At 44.5% G+C, this 23,861-nt stretch carries 18 protein-coding genes; 9 read left to right on the plus strand and 9 right to left on the minus strand.

Annotated elements, in window-relative coordinates; translation table 11 throughout:
• Positions 1 to 176: 176 nt before the first annotated feature.
• Positions 177 to 1,943: an ABC transporter ATP-binding protein gene (locus QQL36_RS24620; protein ID WP_321567115.1), complete on the plus strand. Its 1,767-nt coding sequence runs from the start codon at positions 177 to 179 to the stop codon at positions 1,941 to 1,943.
• 45 nt (positions 1,944 to 1,988) lie between these two features.
• On the opposite strand, the gene QQL36_RS24625 is transcribed toward QQL36_RS24620, so the two are convergent.
• Both QQL36_RS24625 and QQL36_RS24630 read right to left on the minus strand, forming a co-directional pair.
• Positions 1,989 to 2,465 (minus strand): acyl-CoA thioesterase, encoded by a 477-nt coding sequence (locus tag QQL36_RS24625; protein ID WP_083723115.1) that lies wholly within the window; start codon positions 2,463 to 2,465, stop codon positions 1,989 to 1,991.
• Positions 2,466 to 2,625: 160 nt separating this feature from the next.
• Positions 2,626 to 5,097 (minus strand): TonB-dependent receptor domain-containing protein, encoded by a 2,472-nt coding sequence (locus QQL36_RS24630; protein WP_321567116.1) that lies wholly within the window; start codon positions 5,095 to 5,097, stop codon positions 2,626 to 2,628.
• Between the two features lie 148 nt (positions 5,098 to 5,245).
• Here QQL36_RS24630 and QQL36_RS24635 point away from each other — a divergent pair, with 148 nt between their 5' ends.
• Both QQL36_RS24635 and QQL36_RS24640 read left to right on the plus strand, forming a co-directional pair.
• Positions 5,246 to 6,007, plus strand: coding sequence for a DUF695 domain-containing protein (locus tag QQL36_RS24635; RefSeq protein WP_083730110.1), 762 nt, complete (start codon positions 5,246 to 5,248; stop codon positions 6,005 to 6,007).
• A gap of 204 nt (positions 6,008 to 6,211) precedes the next feature.
• Complete coding sequence (locus QQL36_RS24640) at positions 6,212 to 8,155, plus strand: hypothetical protein (protein ID WP_321567117.1); 1,944 nt, start codon at positions 6,212 to 6,214, stop codon at positions 8,153 to 8,155.
• Here QQL36_RS24640 and QQL36_RS24645 read toward each other — a convergent pair.
• On the minus strand, positions 8,148 to 10,643 hold the full coding sequence (locus QQL36_RS24645) for an FdhF/YdeP family oxidoreductase (RefSeq protein ID WP_321567118.1): 2,496 nt from the start codon (positions 10,641 to 10,643) through the stop codon (positions 8,148 to 8,150). The genes QQL36_RS24640 and QQL36_RS24645 overlap by 8 nt on opposite strands.
• Positions 10,640 to 11,440, minus strand: a complete 801-nt coding sequence (gene fdhD, locus QQL36_RS24650) for a formate dehydrogenase accessory sulfurtransferase FdhD (protein ID WP_321567119.1) — start codon at positions 11,438 to 11,440, stop codon at positions 10,640 to 10,642. Before fdhD ends, QQL36_RS24645 begins: the two co-directional genes overlap by 4 nt.
• Before the next feature lie 111 nt (positions 11,441 to 11,551).
• On the opposite strand from fdhD, the gene QQL36_RS24655 reads away from it, so the two are divergent.
• The gene (locus QQL36_RS24655; protein ID WP_321567120.1) at positions 11,552 to 12,412 is read left to right on the plus strand and encodes a neutral zinc metallopeptidase; all 861 of its coding nucleotides are present in this window, start codon (positions 11,552 to 11,554) and stop codon (positions 12,410 to 12,412) included.
• Positions 12,413 to 12,652: 240 nt separating this feature from the next.
• On the opposite strand, the gene QQL36_RS24660 is transcribed toward QQL36_RS24655, so the two are convergent.
• On the minus strand, positions 12,653 to 14,677 hold the full coding sequence (locus QQL36_RS24660; protein WP_321567121.1) for an ATP-binding protein: 2,025 nt from the start codon (positions 14,675 to 14,677) through the stop codon (positions 12,653 to 12,655).
• 104 nt (positions 14,678 to 14,781) lie between these two features.
• Between QQL36_RS24660 and QQL36_RS24665 the strand changes: the two genes are divergently transcribed.
• The 3 genes from QQL36_RS24665 to QQL36_RS24675 all read left to right on the plus strand — a co-directional run bounded on the left by QQL36_RS24665 (position 14,782) and on the right by QQL36_RS24675 (position 17,666).
• Positions 14,782 to 15,060 (plus strand): SelT/SelW/SelH family protein, encoded by a 279-nt coding sequence (locus QQL36_RS24665; RefSeq protein ID WP_083730116.1) that lies wholly within the window; start codon positions 14,782 to 14,784, stop codon positions 15,058 to 15,060.
• 7 nt (positions 15,061 to 15,067) lie between these two features.
• Positions 15,068 to 16,231, plus strand: a complete 1,164-nt coding sequence (locus QQL36_RS24670) for a BamA/TamA family outer membrane protein (RefSeq protein WP_321567122.1) — start codon at positions 15,068 to 15,070, stop codon at positions 16,229 to 16,231.
• A gap of 427 nt (positions 16,232 to 16,658) precedes the next feature.
• Positions 16,659 to 17,666 carry an outer membrane beta-barrel protein gene (locus tag QQL36_RS24675; protein ID WP_321567123.1) on the plus strand — a complete coding sequence of 336 codons (1,008 nt, stop codon included), beginning with the start codon at positions 16,659 to 16,661 and terminating at the stop codon, positions 17,664 to 17,666.
• Here QQL36_RS24675 and QQL36_RS24680 read toward each other — a convergent pair.
• On the minus strand, positions 17,663 to 18,196 hold the full coding sequence (locus QQL36_RS24680) for an NADPH-dependent FMN reductase (RefSeq protein WP_083730119.1): 534 nt from the start codon (positions 18,194 to 18,196) through the stop codon (positions 17,663 to 17,665). The two genes, QQL36_RS24675 and QQL36_RS24680, sit on opposite strands and share 4 nt — an antisense overlap.
• 78 nt (positions 18,197 to 18,274) lie before the next feature.
• Here QQL36_RS24680 and QQL36_RS35770 point away from each other — a divergent pair, with 78 nt between their 5' ends.
• Positions 18,275 to 18,412, plus strand: coding sequence for a VOC family protein (locus tag QQL36_RS35770; RefSeq protein WP_143709154.1), 138 nt, complete (start codon positions 18,275 to 18,277; stop codon positions 18,410 to 18,412).
• 254 nt (positions 18,413 to 18,666) lie between these two features.
• Here the strand turns inward: QQL36_RS35770 and QQL36_RS24685 are convergent, their stop codons facing one another.
• Together QQL36_RS24685 and QQL36_RS24690 are read right to left on the minus strand one after the other, a co-directional pair.
• Complete coding sequence (locus tag QQL36_RS24685; protein WP_321567124.1) at positions 18,667 to 18,792, minus strand: hypothetical protein; 126 nt, start codon at positions 18,790 to 18,792, stop codon at positions 18,667 to 18,669.
• A gap of 38 nt (positions 18,793 to 18,830) precedes the next feature.
• Positions 18,831 to 19,676, minus strand: a complete 846-nt coding sequence (locus QQL36_RS24690; RefSeq protein ID WP_220388919.1) for a transposase — start codon at positions 19,674 to 19,676, stop codon at positions 18,831 to 18,833.
• Positions 19,677 to 19,804: 128 nt separating this feature from the next.
• Here QQL36_RS24690 and QQL36_RS24695 point away from each other — a divergent pair, with 128 nt between their 5' ends.
• Positions 19,805 to 20,692, plus strand: a complete 888-nt coding sequence (locus tag QQL36_RS24695; protein WP_083730121.1) for a DUF4349 domain-containing protein — start codon at positions 19,805 to 19,807, stop codon at positions 20,690 to 20,692.
• Between the two features lie 159 nt (positions 20,693 to 20,851).
• Here QQL36_RS24695 and QQL36_RS24700 read toward each other — a convergent pair whose 3' ends face one another.
• Positions 20,852 to 23,800 carry an FAD-binding and (Fe-S)-binding domain-containing protein gene (locus QQL36_RS24700; protein ID WP_321567125.1) on the minus strand — a complete coding sequence of 983 codons (2,949 nt, stop codon included), beginning with the start codon at positions 23,798 to 23,800 and terminating at the stop codon, positions 20,852 to 20,854.
• Between the last annotated feature and the right edge of the window lie 61 nt (positions 23,801 to 23,861).

Here is a 23,861-nt window from a genome sequence, read left to right on the forward strand (position 1 = left end):
GCCGGCCATAATTGACAATAAATACAAGTGAATTTGGTTAATAGGCGCTTCTGCTTCGGCGGGAGCGCCTTGCTTTTGGAAATTTCCCCCCATATTTGTACAATATTTACTTCTCCACCCCGTCATAACCTATATCAGCTCCCTGTAATTTAAAATTGTACTTCGCAATTAATTCTATGGAACAACACCAGAACGTTAAGAAAGCATCGTTTAAAAAGACCTTTCGCTTATATAAATACATCAGGCCCTATTGGCCCATGTTCAGCGTAGGCATGTTATTATTATTTATTACCAGTTTATCGAACCTCGCATTTCCACGTTTATTGGGCGACCTGGTAGACAATGGTTCTCATTCGAAAGACATTTCGGCAATCAACCACACGGGACTATGGCTTATAGGGTTACTTTTAGTGCAGGGTATCCTGGGGTATTTTAGGATCAACATTTTTGTCCGGGTCACGGAACGCTCGCTGGCTTCCCTTCGCCAACATGTGTACAACCACCTGATCCGCCTGCCCATGAGTTTTTTCCTGAACCGCAGGGTGGGAGAACTGGGCAGCCGTATTTCTTCTGACATCTCTCTGCTACAAGAGACGTTTACTACCACCGTCGCCGAATTTATCCGGCAGATCATTATTATTGTCGGGGGGATCGCATTGCTGGTACACACTTCTGCACAGCTGACGGTGCTGATGCTGGGCACCCTGCCGGTAATTGTGATCCTTGCCTGGTTGTTTGGCCGCGTGGTGCGCAAATATTCCAAACAGGCTCAGAGCCAGGTAGCAGAAGCGAATACCATTGTGGAAGAAACCCTGCAGGGGATATTGAATGTAAAGGCATTCGCCAATGAGTTTTTTGAAATGCGGCGATACCAGCACAAAACTGCTGAAGTAGCAAAAACCGGTATTAAAACGGGTACTTACCGGGGCGCATTTGCCGCCTTTATGATCCTGGGCGTATTTGGAGCAATCGTCGCAGTGATATGGAGAGGTGCGGTGTTAATTGCTATGGGTACCCTGCAGCCAGGCTTACTGATCTCCTTTGTTTTGTACTCTACCTTTATTGGTGCATCTGTAGCCGGACTGGCTGAAGTATATGCCACCATTCAAAAGACCCTGGGTGCTACCGAACACCTGCTGGAAATTCTCGACGAACCGGCAGAACCTATTACCGATAGTGCGCTGATTGCTGAAAAAGATCACCTGAATGGGGAAATCTCTTTCAATCACCTCGCTTTCCGTTACCCATCCAGGGACGACCTGAATGTATTGCAGGATATCTCTTTCGACATCGAAGCCGACCAGCAAATAGCTTTGGTAGGCCCAAGTGGTGCAGGCAAGAGTACCATCGCCTCTTTATTATTAAGATTGTATGAACCGGCCGGCGGCAGCATCTCATTCAATGGCCGTGATGCGGCAGACTTCCCATTGTCTGCATTGAGGAGCCAGATGGCTATCGTACCACAGGATGTATTTCTATTTGGCGGCACCATCCGCGAAAACATCGCTTATGGCAAACCGGAGGCCACCCCGGACGAAATCATCGCCGCGGCAAAACAAGCTAACGCGTGGGAATTTATACAACGCTTCCCGGAAGGACTGGATACCGTAGTAGGAGAGAGAGGTATTCAATTATCCGGCGGACAGCGGCAAAGGATTGCCATTGCCCGGGCTGTGCTGAAAGATCCAAGGATCCTGATACTGGACGAAGCGACATCTGCACTGGATTCTGAGTCAGAAAAGCTGGTGCAGGATGCACTCGAAAAACTGATGCGCGGTCGTACTTCAATAGTAATTGCCCACAGGCTGGCGACTGTACGCCAGGCAGATAAGATTATCGTGCTGGATAAAGGCCGCATTATAGAGCAGGGCACGCACCAGGAATTGCTCACGGTAGATGGGGGATTATATAAAAGCCTGAGTGAAATGCAGTTCACCCATTGATCCCATATAAGAAAGATGCAGTGCAAACTGCATCTTTCTTATATATTAGAGATAAGGCTTCATCTCTTCTTCAATATTCATCCTCAATGCCATGAGCTTTTTAGCATAAGCTTCCATTTCAAGTGCGGCAGGTGTTTCGGGATGCCATTTGGGTACGGGAACCGTCTTGCCGTTATCATCTACGGCAGCGAACACCATTACACAGTGGGTAGTTTTGATCCTGTCATGCTGGCGGGGATTGCCTGCTGACACGTTTATGGCGATATGCATACTGGTGTTACCGGTGTAGATCACAGTCGCATTAATTTCTACCATGTCGCCTATCTGGATAGGACGGATAAAACGAATACCCCCAACATACACAGTCACACAATACTGACCGCTCCAATTAGCTGCACATGCATATCCTGCCTGGTCAATCCATTTCATCACGGCGCCCCCGTGAACCTTTCCGCCGAAATTAACATCCGATGGCTCTGCGAGGAAACGCAGGGTCACTGTGTTACTGATTGTATCTATCATAGTGCGCGATTTGAATATTGCAAGATACTCATAAATAAAAAAGCAGCGCCCCCAAATATTAAAGGCGCTGCAAAAACTACACAAACAAATTGATCGCTGACGCTTGCCTGTCAGTAATCAGAAATCATTATATTAATAGGACAAAACAGTCATAACGAAATTAGAAATCACCATTCCCTCCCTGTTCTTCTCCTTTCTTATTCTCTTTCTTTTTTCCTGCGTCAATCTTACCAAATCTCCAGGACACATTCAAACGCGCTTCGCGGGTAGCACGCTTGCGATAATATTCCTGCTCAGAATAATCAGTATTTGTATAATTGATACTCCGATCTGTATTGAAAATATCATTGATACCCATAGACACCACCAGTGATCTGTCTTTCAGGAACTCCTTGCGCAGCGCCGCATCCACGGTATATTTTCCGGCTCTTTCTCCCTGAGCCATAATCTGTTTGGACTCATAGATGCCAGTAACCTGTAAGGTCGTTCTATACGGCAATTTGTAATTTGTATTGATCTTACCAAAGAAGATAAACCCTGAATTTGTCAGGTTCGTCTGCAGGTTGGAAGCATTGATCTTCGTTTGCGCCATGTTCAGGTTCGTAGTCACATCCCAGTCTTTGGTCAACTGGTTACGCACGGTAAACTCCGCACCATATGCATTCCTAGTATCTGCATTCACAGGGTAAGTCAATACGACTTTCTGTGCTACACCATTCACGGTAATGGTAGTATCAGATGAGTAATCGGTGATCGCATTCTTTGTATTACGGAAATATAAAGACACCATTACATTGTGCTTTCGATTGAAATCTTTCAGATAGCTAAACTCAAATGAATTGGTGAATTCAGGTTTTAATGTCGGGTTACCACGACTTGCACTCTGTGCGGTGTAATTCAGGTTAGGCAACAGGTCCCTGAACCATGGACGACGTACACGACGTGTGTAATTCAGCTGCAGCTCATGATCACCTTTGAACTTCTGAGACAGAAACATACTGGGAAACAGGCTGATAGGGTAGCTGATCTTATAATTACTTTTAGTCGTGCTGGTCATATCACCACTGTAATAGGACTGTTCACCTCTCAAACCACCCATGTAACCAAAGCTTCCCAACTGACCGGAGTAGCTGATGTAACCTGCGTTGATGGTTTCTTTGTAATGATAGTTATTAGAGAGTGAGCTATCAAAAACGTAGTCTCCGGTAGCATTGTTCAGTCCCATGGTAGTCAGCGTATTATTAAAGATACGGCTGGTGGTACGCAAACCTGCTTCAACCTTTGAGTTTTCAGACAGCGGATTTACGTAGTCAATCTGACCCGTCACATAAGTGGTGTTACCACCACCATACGCATATCGTTTAGCAGGGGCGGTGGGTGTATCGATTGCAACATGATCCAACGTATAATATTGTAATGAATAATCACTACCATCATTGCTGGTGGCGTAGTTGTAATTGAAATCAGCCGTCAGCTCGTGACCCTGTTTTGCGAAAGTATGTTTATACCCCAACTGACCGGCATAGTTGCGGAAGTTGTGATTGTCATTGTCCACACCTGAACCATATCTTACCTGCTCTTTGCCGGTGTTCAGGTTGTACAGTGTCAGGTTATTATCATCACGGAAATCGCCTGCGTTGATGCTGGTGCTGATGCTAAAAGTATTACGGTTGTCCATGAACCAGTCAAAGCCGATACGGCCATATTGAAACTTACGGCTCTGGTCACCATTTTCATATTGGTCCAGGTAAGTAGTCGTATCTGTACCGATGTTCTTACGGAACAGGTGTTCTTTAGAAGAACCTTTACGGGAACGCACATTATAACTCAGGGAGAGATTGAACTTTTCACGGCGGATACTGAAATCGAAACCGCCATTCGCACCACCCAAAGAAGAAATACCTGCGTTCACCTGTCCGTTGATGCCAGCTTTCCTGTTTTTCTTCAATACTATATTTAATATACCACTCACACCTTCCGCATCATATTTTGCAGATGGGTTGGTGATCACTTCGATATTCGCAATAGCATCCGCAGGAATCTGATCCATGGTCAGGGTAGTAGGGCGGCCGTCAACAAAAATGGTCGGAGAACCATTCCGGACAGTCACATTACCGTCAATGTCTACACTTACCGCCGGTACCTGTTTCAAAACGTCGGTGGCGGTACCGCCTACGCTGGAAATATTTTTTTCCACATTGAAAACGCGCTTATCAATCGCCATGGTGTAAGCGGGCTTTTCACCTACGATCTCTACAGCAGCCAATACTTTCGCATTAGTGCCGAGCTTGATATTGCCAACATCAATAATATTATTTTTTGATGTTAAGGCAATTGCTTTATAAACGGTAGAATAACCTATGAAATTTACCTTCAATAAATACTTTCCTGTAGGAATTACAGGGAAATTAAAATCGCCGTTTGGTTTCGAGAGCATACCGGTCACTACGCTGGAATCGACGGAGCGCAGGATGGCAACGGAGGCATACTCGATGGGAGCATTGGTTTGTTCATCCATCAATTTTCCCTGAATAGACCCATTTTCAGGTGATTGTTGGTTGTTTTGTTGAGCATAAGAAAATGATAGAAATGACAGCGTCATTCCCATAAATAACGAGACAAATTTGTGCATGATCCAAATAACTTTTCTAATGTTAGCCTGTAACTACAGCTAAAAATAAATGTTTTATAAAAAGTTTCCTGCGATAATGGATGAATGGCGAACATGATTGATGTATCTTTACTGCCGGACCGTTACAATTTTCGAATAGCAAATTTTTATGTCTAACGCCTACCAGCCAGATTGGGATTTATACACTTGTCACATAGATGACCACCCGGCCATTATAGGGCTAGACCTCGACCTACGGCGATTCGCACCGCTGAACAGTAAACCGCATGCTATTTATGTGTCTGTATATTTGAATACTCCCCGGGCCGATGGGTTTCCACAGGGAGAAGAGTTTCAAGTGTTGGGTGAAATTGAGGACAGCCTGGTCAAAGGATTGGAAACAAAACTGAATGCACACTTTGTGGGCAGGACGATTTCCAATGGTGTAAGAGATTTTTATTTTTATTCCGGTGACACAACATTATATGATAAGCATATAGCTGATGTGATGATCGGATTTCCTAATTATCAATATGATTTTGGAGTAAAGGAAGATCGTACCTGGGAATTGTATTTTGATTTCCTGCTACCTGATAAGGTAGAGTTCCAGCGTATACAGAACCGTAAGGTGCTGCGCACGCTGAAACAACATGGGGATATTGAGGAAAAAGCCAGACACATTGATCACTATATTTATTTCAATTCGGAAGAAGATAGGGAGCGATACTGGCAGCAGATCAGCAAAGAAGGATTTGTTGTGCAGCAGCGTAACCTGAGTGGCAATGAAGAACGGCCTTACAGCCTGCATGTATCCAGACATGACTGTACAGATGAACGAAGCATCAATGCTGTCGTGCTTTTGTTGTTTGAACTGGCACAAGCGATCAATGCAGACTACAATGGCTGGGAAACGACGGTTGTAAACAGTTAATCTGTTTCCGATAGTCCATTTATTGGATCAAATCGCTTATGTCTAAGGCATAAGCGATTTTTTCGCGTGTGTAGGTTCGGGATTTTTATTTAGATTACTTACAACTGTTGTATGCTCTTTGCTAAGAAGGGCATATAAGTTATTATACGAGTGGGAAATCGATCAAAAATATTGTTACACTTTCTGGTTTGCTGTTGCCTGACTATGCCGTTACTCATTCGGCATGCATATGGCAGCACGCGAAAGGATACGGTTATTATTCCATACTATTTATACAGGGTTTCCACCCTGAGGGATACCCTTCCACCCAGATTATACAAACCGATCGCAGATACGATCCCCATTCCGTTATTTAAACCCAAACCGCCTTCCAGAAACTGGTTCCATCGTGTGGCGGAGTATAGAGATTCCCTGCGTCGCAGAGATTACCGCGACTCCCTGATCCGGAAAATGACCCGGCAAAATGCACCGGAACCACCTACTACAGACAGCAGTATTATTAAGAGTGAACAGTATTTCATTCCTTTTACCGGGAGGGTGATCCGGGATATCTATTATCGTAAGGTTAATGTATTCGGTCCGCAGAACATACGGGATACGGCGTTTACGACTTCTATGAAGCTGATCAAACTGGCCAACCGCCTTCACTATAATACGGAAGAATGGGTGATACGGCAGGCATTGTTCTTTAAATCAGGCGATACCCTGAACCCTTACGAAATGTCGGACAATGAGCGTTATCTGCGTAGCCGGCCGTATATGCAGGATGCCCGCTTGTATATTATAAACGCCGGCGCCAGCCCGGACTCACTGGATCTATTGGTGGTGACCAAAGATGTATTTGAATATGGTGTTGATGTCGGCGAAGCCAGTACTTCGGCCGTGAGAACCACCATTTATAATAATAACCTGTTTGGTGCCGGTCAGGAATTGCGGGTCGGCGCCTATTGGAAGAATAGCTACAATCCGCCCTGGGGATCGGAGGTAAAGTATACGAAATACAACGCTTTGGGCACTTTTGCCGATGTCTCGCTGGGGTATACGACACTCAATAACTATTTCCCCCTGGATTCTGGGGTATTTGAAGGCGCTTATTATTTAAATATCAACAGGCCACTCTATAACTCTTCCGCCGATTGGGCAGGTGGGATCGGTTTGAGAAGGAGCTTCTCTATTAATGCCCGTGAGCAACCTGATACCATTTACAGGGATTACAAGTATGAATTGCTGGAATTATGGGGAGGGTACAACCTGATCAAACAGGACAAACATAACCTGAACAATCAGCGTCCTAACCTGGCTATTCTGCTGGCACATTCCAACCAGATGTTCCTTAAAACGCCCAGGCAACCAATTTATAAGTACGATCCTATTTATAATAATCACCGTTATTACCTGGCGCAGGCCATTGTATTCCGGAATGAGTTCTTCAAGTCTACCCATTTCTTTGGGTTTGGCAGAACCGAGGATATTCCACTCGGGTACAATGCGAGTGTAACCTCCGGTTGGGAAACATGGAAAGGACGTACCCGGGCTTATGCCGGTATTGAAGGACAGAAGTTTTGGGTTACAAAACTGAAAGGGATCTTTAACGCCCAGATCGGGATAGGTACTTTTTATCAGAATGGCAGGTCAGAAGATGCTGTTATTCATACCAAACTGGAATATTATAGTCGTTCATTCAGGTTGGGAAAGGGCCGGTTCAGGGAATTTGCCTATTTTGATTACCTGGGAAACCCTAACCCCTATTTTTATAAACCCCTGCAGTTAAATATGGAGCATGGGATCTATGGATATAAAGGAGTTCCACTGACTGGTTATCAAAGAATAAATCTGAGATCTGAGACGGTGTATTATAGTCCGCTGAAAGTGCTGGGCTTTAAGTTCAACTGGTTTACCACCCTGCAGGCCACCCAGCTTACGATCAATAGTAACAATGTCTTTAAGAATCCCATTTATGGCGGGGTTGGACTAGGCTGTAGAATCAAAAATGAAAACCTGCCGCTTAATACACTCCTGTTCGATATTAATTATTTCCCCAATGCACCGGCACCTGTAAAACCTGTTTACTTTGAAATTACGACGACGGTGGATTTCAGGTTTGATATCTTTACGCTGAAGATGCCGAATTTTATCAATTTCAGGTGATTGATTTTTTTATTTTTATGATCACCAGCTTGGAAGTAGGCGTATTACTTTTATCTGCCACGCTATCCAGCGGTACGAGTGCATTTGTCTCCGGAAAGTAAGTGGCTGTGCACCTTTCAGGAATATCGTACAGGACCACTAAAAAGTTCCTCACTATTCTTTCTACACCCCCAAATTCATTGTATAAGTCCACCTTATCTCCACCTTTTATTCGATGCTTCGCCGCTTCGGCTTCGTTCATGAGTATCACACGACGCTCCTGGTAGATACCTCTGTACCGATCGTCCAGACCATAAATAGTGGTATTGAACTGGTCGTGGCTCCGGATGGTCATCATCATAAATTCATCGTCATTTAAGGCAGTTCGGGTCACAGGGGCCACATTAAAGTTCGCCTTCTGGTTAGTGGTATTGTATTTTCCTTCTCGGGCGCCGTTGGGCAGGTAAAATCCACCGGGGTGCCGTACCCGTTGGTTGTAATTATCAAATCCCGGAATGACCCTTTCCAGGTCATCACGGATATAATCATAGTGACGGGTGTAGCGTGGCCAGTCGACTACAGAGCGGTCTTTTAAAGCGGCCATGGCCAGCCGGCACACGATCACGGGTTCACTGAGTAGCTGGTCAGAAATGGGCGGCAGATTGCCTTTGGACATTTGAACGACTCCCATAGAGTTTTCGCAGGTCACGAATTGTCGTTCCCCATTTACGATGTCTTTGTCACTACGGCCGAGGGTGGGTAAGATAATGGCCTCTCTGCCATGTACCAGGTGACTTCTGTTCAGTTTTGTAGATACGTGTACGGTCAGGTTACAGTTGCGTAACGCATTGGCAGTCTGCACGGTATCGGGTGTGGCTGAAAGGAAGTTGCCACCCATGGCGAAGAATACCTTGCCTTTGCCATCGCGCATGGCGCGGATAGCGGCGACTACATCCCAGCCATGTTCCCTGGGTGGGTTGAAACCAAATACGTCCTGTATTTTATCTAACAGCGCCTTCGGCGGTCTTTCGAAAATACCGACGGTACGATCACCCTGCACATTGCTATGACCGCGTACCGGGCAGGTGCCGGCGCCGGGTTTGCCGATGCTGCCTTTTAACAATAGCAGGTTGACGATTTCTTTGATGGTGTCAACGGCATTTTTGTGTTGGGTGAGTCCCATGGCCCAGCAGGCAATGATTTTCTTTTTATGTACTAAAGCATTGACGGCAGCTTTTATTTGTGATAAGGGTACACCGCAGTCATTGACTAACTGATCTAAGTTTTGTTCCTGTAAATGGGCGATGTAGGCTTCGTATCCGCTGGTGTTGTTTTGAATAAATTCAGGGTCGAATACGGTGCCGGGGTGGGTTTCTTCTTCTTTTAACAGTAGCAGGTTGATGGCTTTAATTAAGGCCATATCACCATTGATCTTTACCTGCAGGAAAATATCTGTGAGGTGACTATCAATGTGGAGCATCCCTTTCACCGTTTGCGGATTCATGAATCCGAGCAGGCCGGTTTCTTTTAATGGATTCGCAGAGATAATGGTCACACCTTTTGCTTTTGCCTTTTGCAGGGCAGTGAGCATGCGGGGGTGATTGGTACCGGGATTTTGTCCTAAAATAAAAATCACCTCGGCTTCGTATAGGTCATCGAGTGTGACGGAGCCTTTGCCGATACCGACAGATTCGATGAGGGCGACACCACTGGATTCGTGGCACATGTTGGAACAATCAGGGAGGTTGTTGGTACCATATTCCCTGACGAATAATTGATATAGAAAAGCCGCTTCATTGCTGGTACGGCCGGAGGTATAAAAGATGGCTTCATTGGGAGAGGACAACGCATTGAGATGAGTGCCGATTTTTTCGAATGCCTTGTCCCAGCTGATGGGGGTATAATGGGTGGCGCCTTCGGCGAGGTACATGGGCTGAGCCACCCGACCTTTTTTGCCGATTTCGTAGTCGGTGAGGGTGGCCAGTTCAGCTACGCTGTTTTGAGCGAAGAAGGTGGCGTCCAGGCGTTTGGTAGTAGCTTCTTCAGCGACGGCTTTGGCGCCGTTTTCACAATATTCGGCTATCCCGGATCGCTCATCGTCGGGGTCAGGCCATGCACATCCGGGGCAGTCGAAGCCATTTTTCTGATTGAGTTTGTTTAAGGCTTTGAAACCCCTGATGGCGTCCATTTCAGCGAGAATGTGCTGCATGGCGTGGATGACTGCGGGTAGACCGGCAGCGGAGGATTGGGGTTTGCCAAGGCGGAAGTGTCCTGTGAAGGTTTCCGGGTTTTCGGCGTTGGGTGGGTTCAGTGGAAGGGAATTGGTATTAAATGAATCTGGATTCCCATTGCGGGAGCTTGCTGTGGATGAATCCGGGTTTCCAGCGTTGGATTGTTCCCCATTGCGGGAGCTTGCTATGGATGAATCTGGATTTCCAGCGTTGGATCGTTCTTCATTGTTGGAGCCTGCTATTGATGATTCCGGGTTTTCAGCATTGGTCTTGTTCATAACGCAATTTTTTCCTGTCCATGATAAATATTAAAACGCCCTTCTCTTAAGAAGCCGATCAGGGTGATATCCCATTCTTTTGCCATTTTTACAGCCATGCTGCTGGGTGCGCCTACAGCAGCTATGACGGGGATACCTGCAACGGCGGCTTTTTGAATCAATTCAAAACCGGCTCTGCCGCTGAGGAGCAATCCATATTGGCTAAAATCGAGATCTTGTTTTATGCCAATGCCAATCAATTTATCCACTGCATTGTGCCTGCCGATATCTTCTTTTATGTGCAGCAAAGTTCCCTCCGTATTGAATAAAGCAGCAGCATGTAAGCCGCCGGTATTATCAAATACTGCTTGCTGGTTACGTAATGACGCTGGCAGTTCATGCAAAATAGCGGCGGGAACCTTGATAAGGGAGGTAGTTTTGGAGACAGGCGTATAAATCGCATCCAGGTCTGTTTTACCACAAACCCCACAACTTGCATTCGCCAGGAAATTTCGCTGTGCGGGTTGTAAAGAAGGCGTGATGCCTGGTTGTAAAGTGACGGTGGCGACGTTATTATTATAATAAATGGTTTTTATTGCTGCGTATTGGGTAATGATTCCCTCAGTAAATAAAAAACCGGCGGCGAGTTCCTCATCTTGTCCGGGCGATCGCATGGTCACTGTAATACTTTGCTGCTGACCATTATGCACCAGGCGTATTTCGAGGGGTTCCTCGGCTGCCAGGGCATCTTCAGTAGCAGTGACAAGTGTATCCGTTACCCTTGTAATGTGCGCGTAGGATATGGCGGGATTTGACATACTTCGAAGTTACAGAAATCTCATGGTTGGCGTGCCAGTCCCTTCGGTGTTGGTACGTTTTTTTCACTGTCATTTTGTACTTTCGGGACTCATTAATCAAAAACAATCTATATGCGTTGGCAAAACAGACGACTCAGCGATAACGTGGAAGATCGCCGCGGCGGCGGCGGTGGTGGGGGTATGAGGAATATCGGTATCGGTGGCGTTATCATCATCGTTGTACTGGCACTCATTACCAAACAAAGTCCACAGGCGTTATTAAACAAGGTATCGCAAAGTACCGGTGGTGGTACTGAGCAAACAACTTCTCAGACTGTGACGAAAGCCAGTGATGAGGAAGCGCGTTTTGCATCAACAGTTTTGGCCAATACAGAAGATGTATGGACGGAGCTGTTCAAGGAAATGCATAAGGAATACGAAGCGCCTAAAATGGTATTGTTTTCAGATGTAGACGAGTCAGGTTGTGGTACGGCACAATCAGCGATGGGACCGTTTTATTGTCCTGCAGATGATCGGGTGTATCTGGATCTGAGCTTCTTTAATGAAATGGAGACACGGTTCAAGGTAGTGGGGGATTTTGCTAAAGCCTATGTTATTGCACATGAGGTAGGGCATCACATTCAAAACCTGCTGGGTATAAGTAGAAAGATGCAGGCAATGCGTTCACAGCTGAGTGAAAAGGAATATAATAAACTGTCAGTAAAACTGGAATTGCAAGCGGATTTTTTGGCGGGGGTGTGGGCACATCATGCGCAGAAAATGGATAATATATTGGATCCGGGAGATATTGAGGAAGCGTTGAATGCAGCAAGTGCGGTGGGTGATGATAAGTTGCAGGAAGCGGCGAATGGTAGAGTGGTACCGGATGCGTTTACGCATGGAACTTCAGCACAGCGTATGCGGTGGTTTAAGAAAGGGTTTGATACCGGGGATATTAAAGATGGGGATACGTTTAATGCGAGTAATTTATAATTGTAATAAAGGCCTGAGGAACATTGTTATGCGGGTAATTACTGGTTGGATATAATTTAAATAGAGCCGTAGATTTTGTTATGCAAAGAATTGCTTATTGGATATAATTTTTAATAAAACCAGAGATTTTGTTATGCTAGGAATTTCAGGTTGGATATAATTTAAAATAAAAACCAGAGATACTTTTTAATATAAGTAATCTCTGGTTAAATATAATTGACATGAAAGCCGCTGATATTTCTAATGTGAATAATCTCTTGTTGGCTGTAAAATAATCGTCCTACCATAGGCATTGGTTTCCTCTTCTTCCGACAACGGAAGTGTGAAGTGGAAACTGGTGCCTTTCTCTTTGTAACTTTGAAACCAGATCTCCCCATTGTTTCGTTGAATAAAATCCTTTGATAATGGCAATCCCAGTCCACAACCTTTCTCATTTTGTGTACCAGTTGTAGAATAATAAATATTGGAGAAAACTTTGGATTGATCTTCGGAAGGAATTCCAATTCCATTATCTTTTACCATCACTTCCACCTTATCCGGCGATAGCCGGTAATCAATGACAATACTTCCGTTTTTTGGCGTAAACTTAATAGCATTACTAATCAGGTTACGCAGCACCATGCGGATCATATCCTTATCTGCAAATACATGGATCACAGGCGGCAGGTAGTGATTTAACTGAATATTCTTTTGTCTGGCCAGGGTTTGCAGCAATTCGAACTCGTTGTTCAACAAAACCGTGATATTAAAATCATCGGGCATTACCCGAATTCCTTTCATCTGGCTATTGGCCCATTGCAAGAGGTTATCCATCATGGAAGAAGTATTTTTCATATCTCTCCACAGTTCATCTACGAACATGTTAAATTGTTCCTGCGACATCTTTTCATCCCTCAGCAAGAACAACATTCCTTCCAGGATACCCAGTGGTGCCCGAAGATCATGAGAGATCACAGAGAAGATTTTATCCTTTACCTGGTTGCCACTTTCCAGGGCTGCATTCTGATCCAGAATGATCTGGTTTTGTTGTTGAACGCGACGATTCCGGCTGTTTAACTGGCTATACAGGTCCTTTTGTCTTTTGAACATGCGGTATAGCAATACGGTGATGGTAGCAAGTGCCATGAATAATGCAATACAAAAAATTACAAGAATCTGTTGTTGCCTGATGGTAGCCAGGTGTAGCAGCTGTTCTTTTTTCAGCAGTTCATTTTCATGTTGTTTCTTTTCTGACTCGTATTTCTCTTTGGAATTGGCGATGAAGCGGGATTTTTCGGTACTAAAGAAGTCCTCGCTCAGGGCCTGGAATTCCTTGTAGTTTTCCAGTGCCTGGGCAAAGTTCCCCCTGGCTGAGTCCAGCATGGAACGGTACCGGTAATAGATCATTTCATTCCGGGTGTTCTGCATACTTTTATTGAGCCGGGCTGCGTTTTGCAGGTCTTCTTCAGCGGCAGTAAAATCTTTCAGGAATGTATTTGTCTGAGCCATGTTCAGGTACGACTTTACCACCCCCTGAATATTGTCTGACTCTTTATAATATTGGGAAGACATGGTGTGGTATCTAAGCGCCTCCTGATAATTTCCTTTTACAGAGAGGATAATTCCAATATTTTCATAAGCATAGGCCAGTCCGCGGTGGTCGTTGAGGGCGAGCTTGATCCTTTCGGAAGCATAGAGAAAGTGGAGGGCGGAGTCCCATTCTTTGAGCACCATATAACTGGTCCCAATTCCGTTCAGGGTTTTACCTATTTCGGCCTTGTCATTTTCTTTCTGTTTGATAGCCAGGGCTTTCTTCTGGTAAATTAAACCTTGTCTGGGTTGTTGCTGTTCGATCAGGATATTGCCGAGATCAGCATTGAGTATCCCGGTAGCCTTGAGGTCATTCAGCTGTTCCGCCAGTTTGAGGGCTTCCAGTGTCAGGTCCATCTGTTTTTCCAGGTTGCCTTTAGCATTTTCGGCCAGGGCGAGGTTGCGGGTAGCCCACAACTTACCAGGCAGATAGTATAGGCTATCGCTGATATAAAAAGCTTCTTTTGCGTAAGTCTCTGTCAGGGAAGGAACCTGGGTAAAGAGAAAACGGCTTAATTGATTGAGTATGTTGACACGGGTGGTATCTTTTGTAGGATGGGCGGCCAGCACTTTTGTCAGACTATCAGTCAATTGTGATTGCGCCATACTTGCCACCGGCTTCGTAAAGAACAATGCCAGCATCAATATCAATAAGGTGTAAGGGGCAGATCTCCTTCTCTGCCAGAAAGTATTCATTATCGGTACAAATTATTTTCTTAGGGTCACCTGAATGCTGTGCTAAAATTATAAAAAAATTGGATGCAAAGTATATTTACTGGAATCGTTGTAACTTTCCCCCCATGAAACCGACAGTTACAATCGAATATTGCCCCAAATGTGGGTGGCTGATGAGAGCAGCCTGGATGGCACAGGAATTATTGACCACATTTGCAGAAGAGCTGCATGGCGTGACCCTGAGGCCCAGTGAAGTAGGCGGTAGCTTTATTATTTATGTGAATGACGAGGTGCTGATAGACCGTAAGGTGATTGGACATTTCCCTGAAATTAAAGAAGTTAAACAACAGGTAAGAGACAAAGTCGCCCCTGAGAAAAGCCTGGGTCACTCAGATAGAAAATAAGAATAAATTGAAGACACGTTCACTCTCTTGTACGGCTGTACTATTTTTATTGTTGTGTGGATCCCTGAAAGCGCAGGATGATAAATCCATTGTCATAAAGGATACTTCTGTAGTTCATAAAAAAAGTTTTTTTCCATTGCCTGTATTGGGATATTCTCCTGAGAAAGGGTTGGAGATTGGAGCTGCTATGCTATATTCTTTTTATACAGATAAGAAAGATCCTTTATTGCGCAACTCCACGATTAGTTTAATTCCTGCATTGACAACCAATAGTCAGTATAAGATAGAATTAAAAACCGATTTCTGGACAGATCATAATAATTGGCATTTCAAAAGTAATATCCGTTATCATGATTATCCATTGTACTTCTATGGTATTGGGGATACCACCCGCAAGGCTGATGGGACGCTGTTGGGAAACCAGCGATACAAGGTTTTGGTGGAAGGGGAGAAGCGGCTTAGCGGGCATTTTTATGCGGGTATGTCTTTGCAGTACCAGCATGATGCTTATGAGCAGAATGAGAGTAAAGGGATTTATCCGGGGATGGCATTGACGGATAAAGATGGGGGGTATGTGACTTTTATAGGTGCGACGGGAATTTTTGATAACCGGGATAATCAGAATTATACGCACACGGGTTCCTGGGTGCGTTTGAATGTGGCATATGCGCCGTCGTTTTTGAGTAAACAAACTTTGTGGAAGATTGACGCGCAGGCGAAGCATTTTGTGCCCATTTCCCGTAAGAGTACGCTGGGAGTGAATGGGGTATTTAATTCATTGCAGGGTAGTTCTTTGCCGTTTTATTTATTGCCTGAGATGGGGAATGATCAGATGATGAGGGCGTATTATACGGGTCGCTACAGGGATCAGAATTATCTGGCTTTCCAGGCGGAGTACCGGTATTTTCTGGATCCGAAGATTCCCATCAATATCTGGTTTTTGCATATGCAGCCTAAGTTTGCCCTGGCGGCATTTGGGGCTACAGGAGCGGTGTTTAATAACCATGATTTTGGGCTGGATCATTTTAAGCCGGCTTATGGTATGGGGGTTAGGTGGTTCTATGATGAGGGGTCAAAGCTGACCATACGGATTGATTATGCGTGGGGAGAGAAGCGGACAGGAGAGGACAGGCAGTCGGGTTTGTATTTGTCGCTGGCAGAGGCGTTTTAGATAAAAGATAAGTAGTTAATAATCAGGTTCTATTTACATAAAATAAGCTGTATATAATCAGGTCACTGGCCTTAATAACTCTTTGTACCAACCTTAATAACACTTTGTACCAACCAGCCAGGTCTTCCAAAGGGCATCAAAATCAAACATATAATCCGTAAATAACCGGGTCGCGGCTAGTATGCAATCAGGTCACGGCTATAGTACGACTTCGTCACTACTAGTATACTATAAGGTCACTAAAAGGGCACTTGTATATCCAAGGGATATTGAGGTGCCCTTTTGATGTACTATTAGTACCGTAATGATGACGAAGCTACACCCTACTCATTGGCCATACTCAGTGGCATCTCAATGTTTTTTCTTTTTCATTTAAATTCGTTAAATTGATAGAACACGTTAGTTTTCACCCAAATGTTCCACTAAAATGAAAAACTTAGCCCTGTTTACCACGTTATTTCTGACGGTAGCAAGCTCGTACACCTTACACGCGCAAGACCAGAAAATAGCAGCGCCCTCAAAGTTTTATGTTAAAGTAGCCGGTGGCTATTTCTTCAGTGTTTTTCCTGGTGAGTTTCCCAAAGTGGGTCCTTATGAGCCACATGATGAGCAGAAATCGTATAATTCTTCGACAGGAACTACAACAACAGTTTCTGAAAAGGTCCTGACCGGATCGTATGGCGCAGGCAGCAGGGGAGGACTCTCCTTCGGCTGGAATATCAATCAGTACATCGCTGTGGAAGCTGCTTTTAATTACTATCACAGTAAGAAAAACCTTATGACCCGTGAGGTAACAGTACTGGCTGGTTCGAGTACGGAATTGGGTAAGATAGAATCGCATGGATATGTTAATGCGGTTGATTTTGCACCTGCAGTCGTGATTCATCCCGGTTTTGCCAGGGTCGATCCGTATGTACGTGTTGGATTTGTAGTGCCGTTGTGGGGTGAGTTGAATATCCATACAGATGCGAGTCAGACTGGTTCTGCGGTGGTTGGCGGTACGGCGGTGGTGACCAAGACGACGATTTCACGCGATGAGCGTGTAGATCCGAATATCACCGTTGGATTTCAGGGAGCTTTCGGGATTGTATTCCCGGTAGCGGCGAAGCTGGATGTATTCATTGAAACTGAGTACAGAAATATTCCGGTGCGCAGCAAGAAAAAAGAAGTGACTGCGTATGATGAGACAACGAATATTCTAAGTTCGACTACGGGTCAGGTAATTGCAACCCAGCATCGTGGGCTGGATGATCTGTCTACGGCAGAAAGGCATACAGAGTATCAGTCAACGCTGGATCAGAATTCTAATACGGCGGTGAGTCAGTCCGGTGCGACGGTGACGTATAAGGACGATAGTAAGCCTTCGAATGATTTGAAGTCTTATATTAATATTGGCGGTTTGGGTGGTAATGTTGGGTTGAGATGGCGGTTTTAGGAGATTAAACTGGTTACAATTTTAACGAGATCTGCTTTAAGTGTATTGTCAGTAATATTGCCGGCAGCATCGATTTTCGTACGTACGGTTGGTATAGTAAGGATACGATCGTCTGTAATTGTTGCCGTCATCACTTTTAATGTTTGTACCAGTGAGGCATTTGCTTTGTCACCACCGGTCATCATAGGTGAAGCACTGATTACGGCTGTAGGTTTATCAACAAATTCTCCGCTGGAAACGATCCAGTCCAACGCGTTTTTTAGCACGCCGGGTATGCCAAAAGCATATTCCGGTGTGCATACGATTACAGCATTTGCTATGCTGAGTTGTGCGCGTAAATCCGCTACAGTAGCGGCTGGCGTAGATCCTTCATAATCCAGTTCAGGGCTAAAATACGGCAACTGATCTAAGCCTTCATATATCGAAAATGAAATGCCCGGCCATTCTGCTAATTGCGGGATGGCCTTTAAAATGTTTGTATTTGAAGAGGTTGGGCGCAGGCTACCGGAAATACACAAGATCTTAAACATATACCTAACAATTTTGTAAGCACGCACAAGGAGGTGCTATCACGAATAACTTAGTCGTGGAACAAAAGTAAGAAACACATGGTATTAGGTTTGCATCATGTTGCGATTCGTGCGAATAATTTTGATGAGACGATTCGGTTTTATACGGCGCTATTGGGTTTAGTGTACAAAAAACCTGGGCGCTGCCGGCATTTAATCTCATGCAGGCGGCAATGATTCCCTTTACTATTTAAGGCTTATAATTTATATTATGTTAAATAGATAATTTCTTTATGGGATAGGGTTTGTTCCCATTTTACAGGCTTTATGCCGACTTATTCCCGCTTTCATGAATGTTTTATTCGGGTAACAGAATCCTCGTATATGCAATTCTGATTTTTTTCTTCTGTGGTAATGAAATGAAACTCCCTGTTTATCTTGTCCGGCGTGTAACCATAATCGAGTAATTGCTGACATAGATAAGTAATCAATTAATCTCCTTGTATACCATATGCCGCTATTACTTTTTTAGCTCCTTTGAATGGCGTGTCTTCCAGGTTTTGTCCAAACGTGATACTACAGCATAAGATGAACAATGGTAATAATAAATATTTCATCTGAATGGGTTTGACCCAATTTAACATTTTGAAGTTGTTTAGTCTTTTAATTTTTTACAAAAGAGGACTAAGATTGCGATCCATTGTAATGCTCTCCAGTTAGCCGCTTTTGTTTCAAATCTAATTATTAATGCTTTGAAGCTATCCATCCAGGCATTTGCTTGTTCGATCTTGTAGCGTCTTTTATATAATTGATCATCAAAGTATTGATATGACTCACTGGTTTGCTTGCTATTACGGGAATTGGTAGCGATATTAGCTTCCAATTCCTTTTCCATACAGTATTCTCTGAATTCTCCTCCATCAAATCCTGCATCTGCATTTAAGAACAATCCTTTCGTATTTATTGTAGCCTCTTCGAGGGTGGTTAGCATTTCTTCAAAAGTTGAAACAATATTATAAAGATCATTGTGATTGCCGGATTGTGGCTCGCTTACACTAAGTATCTGGCCTTGATTGTCACTCAAAAACAAACTATTACTCGTTTTGCATGATTTTCGACCCTGATAGCCTACTGCATAGCCTCCTCGCTTCGATGGTGTATGACTTCCATCTAATTGAATCGAAGACAAATCAAGGATTTGGCGATTTTCCTTTAAAAGATTTATCCAGATAAGTTTCCACGATCCATCGCTGCTCCATTTATTAAAGTAGTAATACACGCCTTGCCACGTAATTTCACCATTGGGGAAATATTCTTTAATACTTAATTCTCGCCACTGACAGCCCGTTTTTAACCGTTTTAATATCAAGCTTACTACTTTCACCAAATCCACTTTTGACTTATATCCTCGCTTTCCTATACTTAAATGCGGCAATATCCATTTTCTTATTATACCTTCGCTTATGATTCCCAGGGTAGTATCTTTTGGTTCGCAAAACAAAGATCAACTATTCCTGGGTTTCGTGTTTGTATAAAGACAATTCAATAAAGACTAAACAACTTCTTTTTAAACTTTTCATCAAAGGTTACCTTTTACCGGTTCGGAGTATAAAAAGAAAACACATTCTTATGCGTCCTTATTGTTACCTGGTGGTCCCCGCCATGACCCTCTATGCCTGTTCTGCAGGTAGTAGCTATCGCAGTACACTGGATAGTACTGTCGCTCAGGATTCCAACTCCTATACGGAAACGGTGGAAGCCGCAGCAAAGTCCGGCGAAGAAGTGCCGGCACTCAATTCCCCTTCACGTAAACATGTTAGAACGGCTGATGTAAATTGTCGTGTAGCCAATGTATTTAGTGCCGCTACTACACTCGAACATGCTACAAACAAACTCAATGGTTATGTGGTGGAAAGTACGCTTTCAAATGAATTTGGAACCTCACAGGATCTACCTTATAAAGGCGATTCCATGAAACATGTACAGCTCTTTACTGCGGTGGCAAACCTAACTATGAAAGTACCTGTCGAAAAGCTGGATTCGCTTGTGAGCACACTCACCAATGTTGCTACTTTTGTGAGTGCACGTACGTTAAAGGATGATGATAAAACACTGGAATACCTGGGAAATTCCATGAAGAATCAGGTCCCTGTGCCTACAGTAGCCGTGACAAAAAAGTCTGATCCGATAGCAACTGCAACTTACCAGGAGACTAAAAGTAATGAAACGATAGACCGGAAGATTGCAAATTTTGCTATTCTGGACGATGCGAATTTCGCGACTTTAACTGTGAAATTATCCCAACCACAACAGGCAGATATGCAAATTGTCGTAAACCCTGAAAGTGCCATCCGTGCAGGGTTTGGAACAGAGCTGCTGACAGCGTTGGGCACGGGTGCAACAGCTCTGCGTAATGTGTTTTTGTTCCTGCTGCAATTATGGCCTTTTGTATTGTTGACAATTGCAGGTGTAATTGGATATAAGAAAATATCTGCACGGAAAGTAGTTGCTAAGTGATGCTGCTGTGTATTTAAATACAAAAATTCAGGCAACCGCCAGGTGAATATTAATAAGTTTAAAGAACAAAATGAATTACACCGAAAGTGGCCACTAACATGCTTTTAAATACCCAAATATTATATCGTCATCTATGTATCTGAAAACAAAAAACAGTAACTACACCAACGCAGCAAACAACACCTCTGCCGGATGCAATGCTGTCTTGCCAGTACCATCCAATATCTGATGACGGCAGCTGGTACCAGGTGCAGCTATTATCACATCATCCGCCTGACTTCTTACAGCAGGAAACAAAACAAGTTCCCCTATCTTCATCGAAGTTTCGTAATGATCTTTATCAAAGCCAAATGATCCAGCCATTCCACAGCAACCGGAATTAATCACCGTTGCCTCATAATGCGCCGGCCATGACAGCACTTTTTTGATATAATTGACCGAGGACAACGCCTTTTGATGGCAATGCCCATGGATCACGATCTTACGCGCATCACTCCTGAAGGACTCTTTGCGAATACGGCCTTCATCCATTTCTGCTGATAAGAACTCTTCAAACAATTTCACCCTGGATGCTAATCCTTTTGCTTTCTCTTTCAGTTCCCCTGAAAGCAGATCGATATACTCATCCCTGAAAGTAAGGATGGCTGAAGGTTCCAGCCCGATCAAAAAATGTGGCTGGTCAATCAGGAACGATAATAGCTGCACATTCTTTGCTGCAATTGTTTTGGCTCTCTTTACCAAACCCTTTGACAAATGCGTGCGGCCGCTTTCAATATGATCTGGTATGATCACCTCGTAATCCAGTGCTGTCAACAGTTCTATACAACGCTGTCCGATATGTACATCGTTGTAATTGGTAAATTCATCACAGAACAGGAAGACTTTGTGTGTGAAAGTTTTGCCAGCTTGTTGTTGCCTGAACTGCTTGTACCAGGCGCGTAATGTTTGAGGCTGTAATGCAGGAACATGGCGCTCCGGCGCCATGTTCATCATGCCTTTGAGTATGCCGGAAGTAAATTTATTGGAGAAGGCGAAATTGTATAAACCAGGTGCGACGGACGCCATTTTGCTGAGGAAAGGGAACTCTCCTATCATCCGCGCTTTCAAAGGCGTACCGTTGGTATCGTAATACTGTTGCAGGTATTCTGCTTTCAGCTTGGATACATCCACACTGGATGGGCATTCTGCTTTACAGCCTTTACAGCTGAGACAGAGATCCATAGCATGACCAATCTCTTCATGATTGAAAGCCTGTGCTGTATTATCCTGAGCAAGGAACTGACGTAATACATTCGCTCTTGCACGGGTTGTATCTTTTTCAAAACGGGTGGCCATATAGCTGGGACACATTGTACCGCCCGCGAAATGCGTTTTACGGCAATCGCCTGAACCAGAGCATTTTTCTGCTAGTGATAAGATGCCATTGGTTTCAGAGAAATCAAAGTATGTTTTTATCTTTCCTCCGGCTGCAGGTTGCTTGAAACGGAAGAACTGATCCATGGGTGGCGGATCGATAATCTTACCCGGATTAAAGAGATATTCAGGATCGTATAATAGCTTCACCTGTTTGCAGCAATCATAACATTTGTCCCCCATCATGAAGCGGATAAATTCGCCGCGCAAACGACCATCGCCGTGCTCTCCACTAAGGGAGCCTTTGTATTTTTTCACAATGGCGGCGGTCTTTTCCAATACTTCACGGAACTGCTTTCTGCCTTCTTCAATTTTTAAATTGATGATAGGTTCTACGTGTAGTTCACCGGCGCCAGCGTGTGCGTAGTAAGAGGCTTTCAATCCCATGGATTTGAGCATTTCCTGCAGGTCGTCGATGTATTCAGGCAGATCTTCCGGTGCTACTGCACAGTCTTCGATGAGGTTCACGGGTTGTGCATCGCCTTTAATATTGCGGAGTAAGCCGAGACCTGATTTACGCAGGTTCCAGGCCTTATTGATATCGTTGCCGCGCAGCAATGGATAAGCGTACCCTAAATTTTTTGCTTTGACTTCGTTAATGAAGGCGCTGGTTTGTGCCTGTAATGCTTCTTCTGTATGACACATAAACTCAACCATGAGAATCGCTGCCGGCTCACCTTCCATAAAGAAGCGGTTTTGCTGATGCTCAGGGTGGCCTTTTGTAAAGTTCATGATCACGTCGTCCACGAGTTCTGAAGCCGTGACCGGGTGTCTGACAGCGATGAGGTTTACCTGTAGCGACTCTTTCACGCTGGTACAGTGTACGGCTACCAACCCGTTCACCTTTGGAGGCGCATCCAGCAATTTGAGTTTTGCTTCAGTCACGAATGCCAAAGTACCTTCTGAGCCGGCAATCAGGTGAGAGAGGTTGAATGGGGCAGCACCACCGTAAGGTGTTGTATCAAGAAGGGCATCGAGTGCATAGCCACTATTCCTTCTTTTTACAGTACGGGTAGGATAGCCATCCCGGATGGCCTGCTGATTTTCTTTATTGGAGAGCAGGGCGTGCATGGTTCTGTAAATACTGCCTTCCAGGTTGTTGAGCAGCATTTTATGCTGTAAGCCCTGTGTGTCTATATCTTCAAATATAGTGGTCTCGCCATTGCCGAGGACAACTTCGACTGAATGGAGATTGTCGCGCGTAGCGCCCCAGACCATGCTATGCAACCCACAGGAGTTGTTCCCGATCATGCCACCGATCATCGCACGGTTAGAGGTGGAGGTTTCCGGACCGAAGAAAAGCCCATAAGGTTGCAATAGTTCGTTCAAAACGTCTCTTTCGATACCCGGTTCCACCCTGACCCATTTTTCCTCCTTATTGACCTCTAAAAGGCGATTCATGTAGCGGGAAACGTCTACGATCAGACCTTGTCCTACTACCTGACCTGCCAGAGAGGTACCTGCGGTGCGGGGAATGAGGGGAATCTTGTGGGTTTTGCTGAATCGGATCAACGCAGCGATATCGGCTTTGTTCTTTGGCAGTGCGACACCCATTGGGTATTCCTGGTATACGGAGGCATCTGTAGAGTATGCCATGAGTATGGTGCGGTCCAGAGAGTTTTCTGAGAAGTAGAGATCGCCTGCCAGTTGTGGTTTGAGTTCCTTAAAAGCCTGCTTGAGTTGTTCCTTGATCATACCGTAAATTTACAGCTTCCAATTTAGAACATTCATGCAGAAAAATGCAAGAAAGTTTCGT

Origin of the sequence: Chitinophaga sp. LS1 (assembly GCF_034274695.1) — a bacterium.
GTDB lineage: Bacteria > Bacteroidota > Bacteroidia > Chitinophagales > Chitinophagaceae > Chitinophaga.